The 14988-nt window shown below is 45.6% G+C and carries 11 protein-coding genes; 7 read left to right on the top strand and 4 right to left on the bottom strand.

Annotation, left to right across the window (positions count from 1 at the left end; genetic code table 11):
• The first annotated feature begins 16 nt into the window (after positions 1 to 16).
• The 3 genes from ACO067_RS04485 (at position 17) to ACO067_RS04475 (ending at position 6778) form a co-directional block, all read left to right on the top strand.
• The gene (locus ACO067_RS04485; RefSeq protein ID WP_421871239.1) at positions 17 to 2788 is read left to right on the top strand and encodes a BACON domain-containing protein; all 2772 of its coding nucleotides are present in this window, start codon (positions 17 to 19) and stop codon (positions 2786 to 2788) included.
• 5 nt (positions 2789 to 2793) lie between these two features.
• The gene (locus tag ACO067_RS04480) at positions 2794 to 4581 is read left to right on the top strand and encodes a GLUG motif-containing protein (protein ID WP_421871238.1); all 1788 of its coding nucleotides are present in this window, start codon (positions 2794 to 2796) and stop codon (positions 4579 to 4581) included.
• Between the two features lie 70 nt (positions 4582 to 4651).
• Complete coding sequence (locus ACO067_RS04475; protein ID WP_421871236.1) at positions 4652 to 6778, top strand: hypothetical protein; 2127 nt, start codon at positions 4652 to 4654, stop codon at positions 6776 to 6778.
• 171 nt (positions 6779 to 6949) lie between these two features.
• Here ACO067_RS04475 and ACO067_RS04470 read toward each other — a convergent pair whose 3' ends face one another.
• Complete coding sequence (locus tag ACO067_RS04470) at positions 6950 to 7540, bottom strand: Uma2 family endonuclease (RefSeq protein ID WP_421871234.1); 591 nt, start codon at positions 7538 to 7540, stop codon at positions 6950 to 6952.
• Between the two features lie 44 nt (positions 7541 to 7584).
• On the bottom strand, positions 7585 to 8427 hold the full coding sequence (locus ACO067_RS04465) for a 1,4-dihydroxy-2-naphthoyl-CoA synthase (protein ID WP_421871232.1): 843 nt from the start codon (positions 8425 to 8427) through the stop codon (positions 7585 to 7587).
• Between the two features lie 95 nt (positions 8428 to 8522).
• Here ACO067_RS04465 and bioD point away from each other — a divergent pair, with 95 nt between their 5' ends.
• The 4 genes from bioD (at position 8523) to ACO067_RS04445 (ending at position 11901) form a co-directional block, all read left to right on the top strand.
• Positions 8523 to 9131 (top strand): dethiobiotin synthase, encoded by a 609-nt coding sequence (bioD, locus tag ACO067_RS04460; RefSeq protein ID WP_421871230.1) that lies wholly within the window; start codon positions 8523 to 8525, stop codon positions 9129 to 9131.
• On the top strand, positions 9128 to 10402 hold the full coding sequence (gene bioA, locus ACO067_RS04455) for an adenosylmethionine--8-amino-7-oxononanoate transaminase (RefSeq protein ID WP_421871228.1): 1275 nt from the start codon (positions 9128 to 9130) through the stop codon (positions 10400 to 10402). The genes bioD and bioA overlap by 4 nt, the downstream gene beginning before the upstream one ends.
• On the top strand, positions 10402 to 11061 hold the full coding sequence (locus tag ACO067_RS04450; protein ID WP_421871226.1) for a septal ring lytic transglycosylase RlpA family protein: 660 nt from the start codon (positions 10402 to 10404) through the stop codon (positions 11059 to 11061). The genes bioA and ACO067_RS04450 overlap by 1 nt, the downstream gene beginning before the upstream one ends.
• Before the next feature lie 96 nt (positions 11062 to 11157).
• Positions 11158 to 11901, top strand: coding sequence for a DUF6503 family protein (locus tag ACO067_RS04445; protein WP_421871224.1), 744 nt, complete (start codon positions 11158 to 11160; stop codon positions 11899 to 11901).
• A gap of 7 nt (positions 11902 to 11908) precedes the next feature.
• Here ACO067_RS04445 and ACO067_RS04440 read toward each other — a convergent pair whose 3' ends face one another.
• Together ACO067_RS04440 and ACO067_RS04435 are read right to left on the bottom strand one after the other, a co-directional pair.
• Positions 11909 to 12316 carry a hypothetical protein gene (locus ACO067_RS04440; RefSeq protein ID WP_421871222.1) on the bottom strand — a complete coding sequence of 136 codons (408 nt, stop codon included), beginning with the start codon at positions 12314 to 12316 and terminating at the stop codon, positions 11909 to 11911.
• A 250-nt stretch (positions 12317 to 12566) separates the two neighbouring features.
• A complete protein-coding gene (locus ACO067_RS04435) occupies positions 12567 to 14972 on the bottom strand; it encodes a TonB-dependent receptor plug domain-containing protein (RefSeq protein ID WP_421871220.1) in 2406 nt (801 codons plus the stop codon).
• Positions 14973 to 14988: the final 16 nt, after the last annotated feature.

Genomic DNA, 14988 nt, shown 5'->3' with positions numbered 1-14988 from the left:
AAATAACCTAAATCACATGTCACCAATCAAATACATCAAACTCATTTTGCTGCTGGTAGTAGCCATCACGGTTCTAACCTTTACAAGCTGTGGAGATGAAGAAGATCCAATATTAACCGGCACACTCATTGGTACCATTACCAATGCTTTGTCCGAAGGGTCAGGTACACCAGTGCCCAACGCAGTGGTCACTTTGTCAGGAGGTGAAGCCAACAGCATTACAACAGGTAATGATGGTTCTTACCGATTCGATGATCTGAATATCGGAGACTATACCGTATCCGTTTCACATCCAGACTATGAGCCAGGAGAAACTGCGCAATTAACGGTGAGAAGTCTGGAAGAAACGAGAGGCGATCTGGCACTCACTCCAAAACCAGCTATCACTGTTAGCCCGTCCAGTCTGGATTTTGGAGATAGTAGAACAGAGATATCGCTTTCGTTTAAAAACGTGATCTCCACACAGATCAGCTACGAAATCACTGCTCCCAACCAGTGGATCGAGATCAGTAGATCAACTGGGACATTGCAATCTCAGAACAGTGCTAATATCCTGGTGACGGTGGATCGAAGTGAGATGCAGCTCGGACTGAATGAAGGAACACTTACCATCAACATTGCAGGACGAGCATCCGCCGACCTGGTGGTAACAGCTCTCAACAACCCTGAGTCTCCTTTAGAAATCTCCCCCACGCAGTTGGACTTTGGTTCTGATGAAGATGAAAAAGCCTTGCTCATCAAAAACACTGTAAATTCTGCCATTACCTATGAAGTAACCAAAACTGCCGACTGGATCAAACTCAGCAAAACAGAAGGCACCGTAAATGGCCTCAACCAGGACAATCTGGTGGTGACTGTAGATCGTGCCTCGGTAGACGTGGGTGATTACAGCGGATCTTTGATCTTTAACATCCCAGAAAGTGGCTCCATCACTGTACAGGTGTTAATGACTAAAAGTCCTTTAGCTTCCATGACTATCAATCCTGATGAAATCGATTTTGGGACTGGGGAGAGTTCCAAAGAAGTTACCCTTTCCAATCCCAATGGAGAAAGTATCAACTACTCCTTGGACCTGTCGGCGGATTGGTTAAGTGTCAATAAAACCAGCGGCACATTAAATGCCAATAGTCAGACATCTTTCACCTTTACGGTCAATCGCTCGCTTCTGTCCATTGGGGACAATCAGACCTCTGTTTCATTTACTTCACAAAAAGCCGGTACTGCCGTGCTCACCGTTTTGGCAGAAAAGGTGGACGCATCGGGAGCTAATTTGGTGATAGAGCAGGGTACATTGAACTTCGGAGAGGAGTCCACGTCACTAGGATTAGTCCTTCAGAATTCTGGATCTGCCACTTTAAGCTGGGATGTTAATATTGAGATTACTTCAGGCCAAAACTGGTTATCACTCAACCCTACGGAAGGAAGTATTGAGCCCGCACAATCAGATGAAATCGAAGTGTTCATCAATCGGTCTGGACTGACCAATGGCGATTACCAGGCTAGATTACAGTTTGGTGGAAATGGTGGTGACGATGAGGTAGTGATTAATATGAGCGTAAATGAATCAGGCTCAGGCGGAGGTGGTAATGAAGACGATGATAACGATGGAGTTATTAACTCTGTAGATGCAGATGATGACAATGATGGTCTGATTGAAATACATACCATTGATGATTTGAATGACATGCGAAATGACCTGGATGCTGATGGAACTGGTCTGGCAGGAGCTCCTACTGGTGGGTTTATCGGATACGAACTGGCCAATGATCTGGACTTTGAGAATGTAGATGACTATGAGGACACTTCATTGAAGCCGACACTCACCAGTGGTAGCGGGTGGCTCCCCATAGGCTTCAACAATGGGGATTTCAACGCAGAGTTTGAAGGTAATGGATTCACTATCTCCAATCTGCTAATTAATCGCACAACTTCTAATTCAGCTCTGTTCGCTACCACGACTTTTAGAGCAGAGATCCGCAACGTTCATTTATCTATAAAATACTTGACTGGAAATGATAATGTTGCTGGACTAATTGGCTACAATCAAGCTGATGTGGTGGGTTGTTCAGTATCAGGAGATATTTCGAGTTCTGGAACAAGAGTGGGATTATTGATCGGATTACATGGTCAAGGTAAAGTAAGTCAGTGCTATACTTCTGGTAGCGTCACCTCTGTTGAAGGTTCTGTCGGTGGATTAATTGGACGCTTGGGTAATTCCTCTTCACATACCTGGAGAGTTGAGTATTCATACTCCACTGCACTAGTTAATGGCACTACAGCAGTAGGAGGTTTAATAGGATACAGATATTATGGATCAGGTGTTATTCAATCTTGTTATGCCACTGGTGACGTGGAAGGTAGCGGTCAAAGTATCGGGGGTTTAATTGGAAGTTTTGGTAATGGAGAAGTTTTGTCATGCTATGCTAAGGGAGCAGTATCTTCTTCAAGCTACTATGTTGGCGGATTGATAGGTACCAATTCAAGCGACGGAATTATAAGTACCTGCTTTTCAACCGGAACGGTGGAGGGTTCATCTAATATCGGTGGCCTTGTCGGTAGAAATACTGGAAGCGGTAGCATTTCCTCCACCAACTATTGGGACATTAATACCAGTGGAGTTGAAACCTCAGCCGGTGATGCCACGGGGCAGACCACTGCCAATCTACAGGGCGTTACTTCCAGTACCAGCATTTACGCTACCTGGAGTAGTGATGCCTGGGATTTTGGGAACTCCAGTCAGTACCCTGCCCTCAAAGGAATGCCCAACGGAGTGGATGCCCAGCGATGAGATTCATGAGATCATCCTATCCACTGCTCCTTCTAATGCTTTTTCTCCAGGCATGTGACGAATGGGATCTTACACCGAAAGAAGATGGTGAGCAATTGGTAACTGTGGAATTTACCGGTCAGGTAATAGAGCGGCTATCGACGGCTGTAGGAATACCCAATGCTGAAGTGCTTATCAATGGTCAGCATGCATACGCAGATGCATCAGGTAATTATTCATTGTCAATTTCCATGTTGGAATCCCAGCTTGGCAACTACGAATTTGAAGTTCGAGCTCAGGATTTTCAGAGTAATTCCTTCCGGAGTGACAATCCTGAAAGCAAAGTGGTCACAGACATTGCCTTAGAGCGTCTGCGATTTGTGGATATTTCCACTTCCACGATCAATATGGGACTGTTCGAACATGAAGTAGCTTTACGAATAGCGAATAACACGTCGTATGACGTAGCATTTGATGTGGACTCAGATGATGCTAATGTTTCTGTCTACCCATCCTCTGGAATCATTAGTTCCAGCCACGCCACACATGATTTTGTGGATGTCATTGTAGCAGTTGATCGGGCGGTATTTACAAACGGTGTCCGTCGATCTACCATTACCGCCGATGTAGGTAATGCTTCTTACGCGATTGACCTGGCCTACGAAACCAAGAATCCGGATGACTTAAACTGGGTGGATGAGGATAGAGACCGGTTAATTGACATTCGAAACATCAATGACCTCTATCGACTCAGTCTGGAGCACGCACGCGATACTTTCAATGCATTCATTGGTTTTGAACTGGTCAATGACCTGGACTTCCAGTCGGATGACAGCTATAAAAATACGAGCCTTAAAACACAGCTAACCAGTGGCGAAGGTTGGGTCCCAATTGGACACACAGGCAATACACGATTTGTCAGGAAGTTTGAAGGAAATGGCTTCACCATTAGCAATCTGTACATCAATAGGGAATCGGATTATATAGGGTTGTTTGCCTTTATCTCCGAGACCGCTTCGGTCGAAAATGTCGTGTTGCAATCCGTATCCGTGAAAGGCAAAGGATCCGTAGCTGGCCTGGTTGGTGCCAACAGTGGAACCATCAAGTCATGTTCGGTTGACGGGTCCGTAGAAGGGGTTCAGACTATTGGTTTGGTAGTTGGGTGGCATCAAAATGGCTCCATCATATCCAGTCAAAGCCATGGATTGGCCAGGGCTAGTGGAAATATATGCGGAGGTTTGATTGGTGCCGTAGGTGGATCAGGTGGTGATTTGCCAGTGGTAAGTTATAGCTACTCCTCAGCCACAGTGCGTGGTGAGTCGTACATCGGAGGATTATTAGGCAGTAGATACAACGGATTTCCAACGATTAGTTCGTGCTACGCTACTGGAAGGGTCATAGCCAATGGGCGATCAGTAGGAGGATTGGTCGGATATTTTACTGGTGAAATGAAGAATTGCTATGCCACAGGGCAGGTAGAGTCCAACTCCTATAACATTGGAGGTTTAATAGGTGAGAATGTTGGGTTGGTAGTGAGCAGCTATTCCACAGGAGGTGCTACGGGGAGCAGTGCTATAGGAGGGTTTGTTGGTAGAAACAGTGGTTCAGTACCTAAGTCCAACTATTGGGACATAAGCACTAGTGGAATCACCAGTTCGTCAGCTGGCTCTGGTTATCCAACTGCCACCCTTCAGGGCATTACAACGGACGTCAGCATTTATTTAACCTGGGATGAAGATTCCTGGGACTTTGGTAGCTCATCGGAATATCCTGTACTGAAAGGAATGCCAGGGGGATTAGAGAGTCAACGATAAAATCCAAAATGAAAGGGATATGAAGATCATTGAAAGTACACTTTTACTTAGAAATCAACTTAGTCAGTTAATGTCACGGCAATTAACTCTGAAATGCGTTATCTGTCTGCTGCTTTCTTCCACCCTTTTATTTTCATCTTGTCTTTCGCAAAGAGCTGTTTTCACTAATGAGCGAGAACGAACCAAGGAAATTAAGCAGGTGGATCCACGCTGGCAGTATGAGAAAGGATTAGCCTATTCCATACCAGTTCTCACTATTTTCTTTGGATCCATTGCTGGAGGGTGGGTAGCGGGTCCTGAGGTCTATCCTGGTATACCCGAGACCAATGAAGAAGAAAAGTTCAATCAGGAACTGGCAGGAGCAGCTACTTTGGGGTTAGCCTCTTTGATCGTGCTCAGCACAATAGGCCGATCCAAGAAATTGAAGAGTAAAATGGACGGTAACAAACCAGTGGAAGCCAAGGATTTTGATAAATGGTTGAAAAAGTACAATAAGTCACAGTCCACGACTTACAGTTTCATGGATCAGACATTTCCTTCTGTCACACTAGTACCTGTGAGTGTCCAGCGTCAGCTTGATCAGTACCAGGAAGAATGCCGAATGGCAATATCTGAACTTCGAACCAATCAAATCGATTGGAATGAGCTGGATAGATATAGAAAAATTTCTAAAAACAATTATGCTCAGTTCTTTCCTGAGGAGGTCGCTAATCTGGAATCAGCTATTCGTGAGGAAGAAACGAGTGCTGCTTATGAGCTCATCATGCAGCTTAAAGAGGATGAGTTGCAGCAAAATGAAGGATTTACTACACTGGAGAGAATCAGCTCGTTTGACCGGAGGAATATAGAACTTTGGTCTAAGATTGACGGGAAGGCCAAACAAGATATTCGTGCCGCTTTTGAGCAGAAAACAAACGAGGTGCTGAGCGAACTGGTGGAGCCAGAGGTTCGAAAATTAAGGTCGCTGGATGATGTGGAAGCGCTTAATAGCTTGTCTGGTGAGGTCAAAAGAAAATTTCAACTATATCAGTCAAGCCCTGCACTTGTAGCGTTTGATGAGAGCATCAAAGAGCGTAAAACGGAGCTGGTTCTTGGAATGAGCAATTCGCTAAAGCAAAGGATCAATAATTCTAATTTCATCCCTGAGCTGGACCAGATCAATTCAGTCTATTTTACAAATACTGAAGAGTCCACACAGATTCGGTCCCTTGTTACTGATTTGAAATCCAGGAAAGCGGAGATTGAGCGTGAGCAGAAACGTATTGAAATGGAGAGGCGCCTGGCAGAAGAGAAGGCATGGAGCAAGCTTGGAGCTGTAACTAAAGGCCTTCGCAACGAAGCATTAATCCGGTCATTCATCAAAGGGGATTTCCTCAACATCCCATTCAACAGGGATGAAATAATTTTTGGTGAGATGATCACTACTTACATGTATGCCCGTGCCCGAGATTGCAAGTCTGCCTTACCTGCCAATCGAGTCATGATCTATGAGGACAAGTGTGCCACTGAGAAGGTGACTAAGGATGGATATGGGTGGGAGATCAGCAGAGTCTGCGTGGAGTGGGTTCCCGTACCCACCGGACTTTATGCAGATCCAGAAGTATACAAGGCTTACGAATTGATCAGTAAAATCATAGATCGTGATGCGCTGAAAAATGTCGGTAAACTATTCATGCAAATGACACAGGGCAATAGTTTGGAGCCGGTAACAGATTTGTCTACTGAGGTCAAATATATCTCATTGGATATGAAGGACTTGATTGATATCAACCCATGTGGTGGCCCTGCTTTGGACAGATTTGAAGAGAATTTAATTCGCTTTGCCAATGGAGAACCACCCATGAAGCTGGATGGCTCTGTGGAGCGTTACTATGTAGATTACTCGCTTGAGCAGGATCTGGACCAGCTCACCAGAGATCTGGTATCCGAGAATTCCAGGTCGTGGGCATTTCGTTACATACCTAATAGCGTAAGCAATGTGTATGTCGCCTCACGAGATCAACAAAACAGACCTCAAAAAATCACTGCTAACTATCGATTCGAAGGGATGCTTGGAACTCAACGAGATCAAGTACAGATCACCTTCAAAGAAGGGATACCTGAATGCATTTACTTCCAAAATTACTCCTCCAATTGCCGGACACCGGACAGGAAAGTGGTTCAAAAGCTTGTTAACGGTGAATATGTTAGGAAATAGTTGCGTTAATACCTCTTCACCGCCGTTTAGTACTTCCCGGTTATCTTTAATCGGGAAGTCTTTCTTGCATTTTTCATAAGTAGTGATGTAAATACTGACGTTTCAGTATGCATGTTCAGTACCAATGATGTGTAGCGTTTGTTTTTTGGTTAAGCGACTTATTCAACTAATTCATTCACTCTTTAGCAGACTTAAGTCAAATTCAAATCCCGGGAGGGTTTGATCCGCTTTTAATAAATGGTCATAGCCTACTGTCGAAGATTGATTGTTTGGCGTGTAGACAAAAACAGCTTCATTTTCAATATCAAAAAGCCATCCCAGCTGTGCGCCATTGGTGAGATACATGAGCATTTTGTCTTTCAACTCGCTTAAATCGTCTGAAGGTGACATGACTTCCACTACAAATTCAGGACAAACCGGTGCGAATTTCTTTTTTTCTGCTAATGAAAGTTGATCCCATTTTTCATTGGACACCCAGGATACATCAGGCGAGCGCATCGAACCGTCAGGTAGTGAAAAGCCTGTAGAAGAGTCAAAAACGTGGCCTAAATGGTTCTCTTTGTTCCAGATCCCAAGTTCTATGATTAGCGTACTACTAAATTTACCTGATAAACTTCCGGTTGGCGACATTATAAGTATGTTGTTATTATGATCCCTTTCGATATTCAGGTCCGGGTTGCGTTGGCAAAAATCGAACAACTCATCATCCGTAAATTGAAGATTTTTGGGGAAGGACAGACTGTAACCATTCTTCAGTATCATACCACCAATTTAATGAATATTCGCAGGAAATTCAGCAAGCCAAATCACGGAATCCACTTGATGTCCGAAAAGTCTGGCTTCCTTTTTTCCAGAAAAGCATTTCGGCCTTCCTTCGCTTCATCGGTCATGTAGGCCAATCGGGTGGCTTCCCCAGCAAAAACTTGTTGTCCTACCATGCCATCGTCTGTCAGGTTAAAGGCAAACTTGAGCATCTTGATGGAAGTAGGGGACTTTTCGAGGATTTCCAGAGCCCACTGATAGGCTGTGTCTTCCAACTCGTCGTGAGGGATTACGGCGTTGACCATGCCCATTTCATAAGCATCCTGTGCGGAGTAGTTTCTTCCTAAAAAGAAGATTTCCCGTGCGCGTTTCTGTCCGACCATTTTGGCCAGGTAGGCTGATCCATAGCCACCGTCGAAGCTGGTGACATCCGCATCCGTTTGTTTGAAGATCGCATGTTCCTTACTAGCTAGCGTCAGGTCACAGACCACATGGAGCGAATGTCCACCACCTACAGCCCAGCCCGGTACCACGGCGATCACCACTTTGGGCATGAATCGAATCAGACGCTGCACTTCCAGTATGTTGAGTCGAGGCATACCATCATCGTCCACATATCCCTGGTGTCCGCGAGCATTTTGGTCGCCACCTGAGCAGAATGCCCACTTGCCGTCTTTTGTTGAGGGGCCTTCACCAGAGAAGAGCACCACACCGATTTTGGTGTCTTCACGAGCATCCAAAAATGCCTGATACAGCTCACCTACCGTTTTAGGTCGGAAGGCGTTGCGGACGTTTGGTCTGTTGAAAGCGATACGTGCTACACTTCCACATTTCTTATAGGTAATGTCTTCAAATTCCTTAACGGTGGTCCAGTTTGGTTTGCTCATGATTCGGGTTGTTTTGATACTTCGATTGCAAATATGTACAAAGTCAATTGAATACTATTTGAGTGGCTTAAATGTTCCTGTTATAACTTCGCTACATGAATTATTTTGTGACAGCTATTGATACCGATAGCGGAAAAACTCTGGTGAGTGCCATCCTCACAGAAATGCTGGAGGCTAACTACTGGAAACCCATTCAGTCCGGCCAACCCAGAGATACAGAGGAGGTCATGCGGCTGGTATCCAATGAACAAAGCCAGTTTTTCAAAGAAGCTTATCTGCTCAAAACACCCGCATCTCCACATGCATCGGCCAAGATTGATGGAGTGGAAATCAAGTTGGAAGAGATTATTCCGCCAGTATCTAACCGAGATCTGGTGATAGAGGGGGCTGGAGGAGTGTTGGTGCCGCTGAATGACGAGGATATGGTCATTGACATAGCCCAGCGTATTCCTTGTGAGGTTATTCTGGTCTCCAATCTCTACTTGGGAAACATCAACCATACCTTGCTCACCTACGAGTTACTCAAAACGAGAGGACTCAAAATCAAAGGCCTCATTTTTAATGGCGAGTCCAATCCGGATAGTGAGCGCATTATTGAGCTGCATACCGGTTTAAATGTTTTGCTGCGCATCCCCAAACTGAACAAAGTGGATCAGCAAGTAGTCAAACACTATGCTCAATTACTAAAAGACAACTGGTCATGAACCTTCTGGAACAAACTGATCAAGCCAATATTTGGCACCCATTTTCACCTCTTGCCGGCAACAAGCCGATTGCTGTGAAGAAAGCCAAGGGCGTGTACATTCATACCATGGATGGTCGCAAGATCATGGATGCGATTAGTAGTTGGTGGGTCAATATTCATGGGCACAGCCATCCCAGGATCAACAAAGCCATCGGAAGGCAGGCTGCGAAAATGGAGCAGGTCATTTTTGCAGGGTTTACCCATAAACCGGCAGTGGACCTGAGCAAGACCTTGAAAAAACTACTGCCAGATTCAATTGGCAAGATCTTCTTTTCTGACAATGGAAGTACCTCAGTGGAGGTAGCTATCAAGTTAGCCATTCAGTATTGGTACAATCAGGACAAGCCACGCAGAAAGATCATCGCCTTGGAAGGCGCATATCATGGAGATACGTTTGGAAGCATGTCCGTAGCGGAGCGCAACATCTTCAGCGCACCATTTAATGATTTTCTCTTCGAAGTAGCATTCATTCCTTTTCCACAAGGAGATGGACAAGAGGCAATCACCAAAATGAAAGAAATCATTTCCGATGATACTGCAGCATTCATTTTTGAACCGCTGGTGCAAGGAGCAGCTGGGATGCAGATGTATGCACCGGAGGTATTGGATGAGTTGATCGCCATTGCTAAAGAAAATGAGACCATTTGCATCGCCGATGAAGTGATGACTGGCTTTGGACGCACTGGAAAGATGTTTGCTTGTGATTACCTGCAAAATGATCCCGACATCTTTTGCCTGTCCAAAGGGATCACCGGAGGATATTTGCCCATGGGTGTCACGGCTGTGAACCAGCACATTGTGGAGGTTTTCGACGTGGCTGATCGGTTGAAGGCATTCTTTCATGGACATTCGTATACGGCCAATCCAATGGCCTGTGCGGCTGCCAATGCGTCCATGAAGTTGCTGCTGACCAAAAAGTGTCAGGAAGATATCCAAAGGATAGAAGCGAGTCATGCTACCTATGTTGAGCAGTTTAAACCAACTGATCAGGTGCTGGAGATCAGGCACCGGGGCACCATTCTGGCAGTGGAGCTAAAAGCGGAAGATGCGGGCTATACCAGTAGCATCAAAGAGCGGATCTATGATTACTTCATGGAGCGAAATCTATTGCTCCGACCGCTCGGCAATGTGATTTACATCATTCCCCCTTATGTGATTACCAATCAGGAACTTCAGAAGTTGTACACGGCTATTGATTCTTTTCTTATCGACCTTCAAAATAATCACTGATGAAAAACTGGTTAATTGTCATTCTTTGTCTGGTAGGTTTCTCGTTAATCGCACAAGAGCATACTGGTCTGGCTTCATTTTATGGTGGGCAATTTCATGGACGACCAACGGCAAGTGGGGAGATTTACGACATGGAAAAGATGACTGCAGCTCACCGGACTTTGCCTTTTGGTACGATGATCCGGGTAACCAATCTGAGCAATGGTCAATCAGTAGAAGTAAAAGTAAACGATAGGGGACCGTTCATTGACAATCGAATAGTGGATTTGAGTTTTGGGGCGGCCAAGGTGATCGAAATGGTCAATGATGGTGTGATTGAAGTTTCACTGGAGATCATCCAAAAGGATCTTGCTCCTAAACCCGTTTCTAACAATTCGTTTTTTCAAATAGAAATCAACCGACTCAAACCTGGTGGATATGGAGTGCAAATCATGAGCTTCGCGCAGACGGATAACTATGTGTCTTTTGTGGAGCAGCTGCAAGATCAGTACCCTGCGGATCAAATCATTCTTCAATCCAAGATGGTCAACGGGCAGAAAGTAGTCGGAGTCCTTTTGGGCCAATATGTAGACCGGTCAGAAGCAGAGTCCCATCAGCAAACCTTGGTCACCAGGTATCCGGATAGTTACATAGTGGATTACTCTCGATTTAGCCCATAGAAGTGTAGCAGACCCGACCTATGGAGTGAATCGAAAGGGTATTCATCTGCTAATGGGATGGACTGACATATCTTCGTTTGACAAAATAGCTTGTTCATGAAAAAACTCCTTTGGATACCTTTGTTGACTTTAGCTTGTCAGCCAGCCAAAAAAGAAAGTGCATACAGTGCTCCTGATCATCATACGAAAACGATGACAGCTATCCTGGACGCCCATGGTGGTTACCAACGATGGTCCGAAATGAATACTCTTTCCTATGAATTGGAGGGAGAAAAGCAGGTCATTTCTTTGAAGGATCGAAAAGTATTGATCACTGGGAAGGATCGGACGATTGGATTTGACGGAACCAACGTCTGGGTGACCCCCGATACCGCCGATGTGAGTCGAGCACGTTTTTATCACAACCTGTACTTTTACTTCTTCGCCATGCCTTTTGTACTGGGAGATCCGGGAATAACCTATGAGCCGGTGGACTCCAGAGACTTTCAGGGGGAGCAACTGGAGGGGATTAAGGTTTCTTATAAAAGTGATGTGGGAGATTCACCAGATGACAATTACATCTTGTGGTATGATCCATCATCCTATCAAATGAAGTGGCTGATGTACACGGTGACTTATGGAAAAGAAGGTCCAAATGACAACTACAGCCTGATCCACTACGCTGACTGGAAAGACTTTTCAGGATTGAAGCTCCCTACGCAATTGGAGTGGCATGCTTATAAAAACGACTCGATTGGGGAAGTAAGAGGAGGAGCTTCTTTCAATAATATAGAATTGACTCAGGAAGCTCCTTCTGCTGACTTGTTCGAGATGCCGGCTGGTGCTCAAATCGCACCTTAGTCAGGACTTAAACCAGTTGACTGGCTAGTTCTTTGGCGGCCTCAGCACTACCAGTTTCGTACACTTCAAATCCCATATCGCTTGTTGCTGCGGTTTTTTTCCATCGGTTCGCACCCATTTTGATGATGGCACTATCCGGCAGTACATTGATCAGTCCCTTGAAGTTCGGGTTTTTCTTAAATCCTGGAAAGAGCACATTGCCAAACCATGTTTGACATTCTGTAGGCGGTGTGCCTGCAGCATTGAGCATGTCTATGATGACTAGCTCTGCATTTCCGGCCTGCACTTCTTTTAGCTGGGCCTCACAGCTGCCATAGATGTGCTCTGCCTTGTAGAGTTTCTTCCAGATTACATGGATGATTTTGCCGTCGTGTAGTGTCTCAACTACCTCCGGTACGTTGTAGATATCTGTCATATTTTGAGTGATGATAGTATTAGTTTCATGGCAACATTAGACCAGCTATAGTTACCTGCCAACACGGTTTGGAATATGACTGATGATCAGGGAAAATTTGGTAATCAATCTGGAAGCCGTTATGAAAGAAGGGCACTGTCTCCAGGGGTTATTCGTAGGTTGGACTCTCAAAATATCTTCCATTGAATAATCTGTGAGTTTCAAGGTAACTATGTACGAATAAGTAGCTAGAGACAGTGCCGGTGTGCTTTCAAAACCTGGCAGTAAGCGATAGTATAAAATTCCTACCTGCTCCCGATATACCCGAGCTGTACGGTCGGTACCGTTGATCGGTGAGGTTTTCCATCCCAGCTGTTACGGACAGGTGATCCGAAAGGTCGTACTGACCTTTGAGGTTGAGCGTGTACCACGCTGGTGCGTAGGTTTCTCCATTGTCATCCAGTGCATAGATTTCATCCTTCTCCTGCTCAGTTACTGGCAGCTCTTCATGCACACGTTCGACCTGGTATTGAGCGTAGAGCTGTACCTGTAGCTGCTCATGCTCATAGGTAAGTCGACTTACCCCAAACCATGGAGCGGCGTGACGAGACCTACTGGTAGACCCGTCATCCAGCTCTTCTTCTCCACGCTGGAAATTGTAGTCGCTGGTGAACCGAAATCCATTCAACAGTTTGAGATTTAGGCCGATTTGGACTCCGTATGCATTGGCTTTGGCTGCATTTTGGATGGCCTGTACGCGGCTTAGTTCGCCATCATAGAGTATGCTGTCCTGACCATTGAGTGAAAAATCCCTTCTTACCAGAGCATTATTGAGAAGTGTGTAATAGCCTGTTACATCCAGCTTTAGACGATCGGAAAATACTTTGGCCACTCCCAGGTCCAGATTGTAGGCATACTCCGCCTCCAGATCCGGGTTGGGAACTACTACGGCACCCGGCTCACTATCAAATACTTTTCCCACATCATCTATATTGGGTGATCGGAATGCTGAACCCGCGTTGACTCGTACGATGAGTGATTCTGAAGGGCGCAGGACGGCACCTACGCTACCGGTGAGTGCGCCATCGTTAATGGAAGCTTTGTCAAAAGGAAAAGGGTAGAACTGCGTGTCGAAGGTAGCATCGAGCAGGAACTGGTTGTAGCGAATACCGGCCTGGAGGGTTGTTTTCGAAGAAACCTGCCACTCGTTGTTGAGATAGAATGCCAGTGATTGCCAGATTGCCTCAGGATATCTGGCCGGTCCTTCCGCACTTGTGCCAGTAGACAGATCTTCATCTACACCAGCGGAGTTCACATCATTTTTGACATACTCTACACCGTAGTAGAGCGTGTTGGAATTGCTCATTGCTTTGACCATGTCTGCATTCGCACTATAAGCCCATACCTCTTCCTCTCGTATGCTTCTGGTACTGCTGTTCAGAGACCTGTCGATCCTACTTTCTTCAAACTGTTGCTGAGCCAGACGTATAGTCAATTGATCGTAGAGCGCATTGGTCTGATAGTGAGAGATGCTCAGGTTGTTCATCAGCCACTTTTGTGGGCCATAGTTCCACTCGGCATATCGGGCGGTACCATTCCTGACCCTATTGTGGCGGTCATACCGACCATAAGAAGAAGTTTCCGAGAAGTGAAAGCCATATTCGAAATCCCAATCGCTGTTGGGCTGGAAACGCACCTTCTGCATGAGATTTTTCTGTGAGTAGGCTGATGGGATCTGCAGTAGTGGGTCATCCTGGGTGATTACACGATCTACACTGTCTATTCGCTGTACATAGTAGGGTTTCAGGTAGTCATCGGGTCCGTGACTACCTTGCCGCAGATGTTCATAATCCCAAGAACTAAAGGAGGTGACGAAGGCCCATTTTTGCCAACCGTAACCTACGTCAAAGTGACCTGTTTGTTCCTGGTTGGCCGAGGAGTATCTTGCCACGGCCTTTCCGAACACAAATGGCTGATCATCCAGAGATAGCTGCGGCCTCAAGGTCTGGAAGCTCATCACTCCACCGATAGCGTCACTTCCATAAATAACCGAGCCAGGTCCAAAGAGCACTTCGGTGTTTTCTACTGCGAATGGATCCAGATTGATCACATTTTGGAGGTTGCCACCTCTAAAGATCGCAGTATTCATGCGCACGCCATCTACCGTATAGAGCAGTCTGTTTGTTGCAAAGCCGCGAATCATCGGGCTACCGCCTCCCTGTTGGCTTTTTTGAATGAACACTTTGCCGCTGAGGCCAAGTAGGTCTGCAGCTGTTTGTGGGTTTTGGAGGGCAATGTCTTTTGGTGTGATGTCAGCTAGTTTGGAGGGCACTTTTCCAGAACTTTGTTTCCATCGGCTGGCTGCTATGACTATTTCATCCAGATTGATATTGACCTGACTCAGGATGATCTCAAAGTTTTGATCAGAGATTTCCTGGTAGCTAATGGTCTTACGCTTGTAGCCATATGCATAACATTCAATTTGACTGGCGTTTCGAAATCCGTCTATGGCAGCTTGTCCCTTATTGTTAGTAGTGGCGTATGCCTTAGGTGAATTGCTCATCAGGATGGCCATTTCCACGGGTTCGTTGGTTACTTCATCAGTAACCGTTACCGTTTGGCCATACAGCATCGATAAGCCACCCAAAAGCATTCCTATAAATACAATTGATTTCATTAGAATGATTATAAGT

The sequence above is a fragment of the Marinoscillum sp. genome (assembly GCF_965229915.1).
Classification (GTDB): Bacteria; Bacteroidota; Bacteroidia; order Cytophagales; family Cyclobacteriaceae; genus Marinoscillum.
This window is presented reverse-complemented; position numbering and strand designations above follow the sequence as displayed.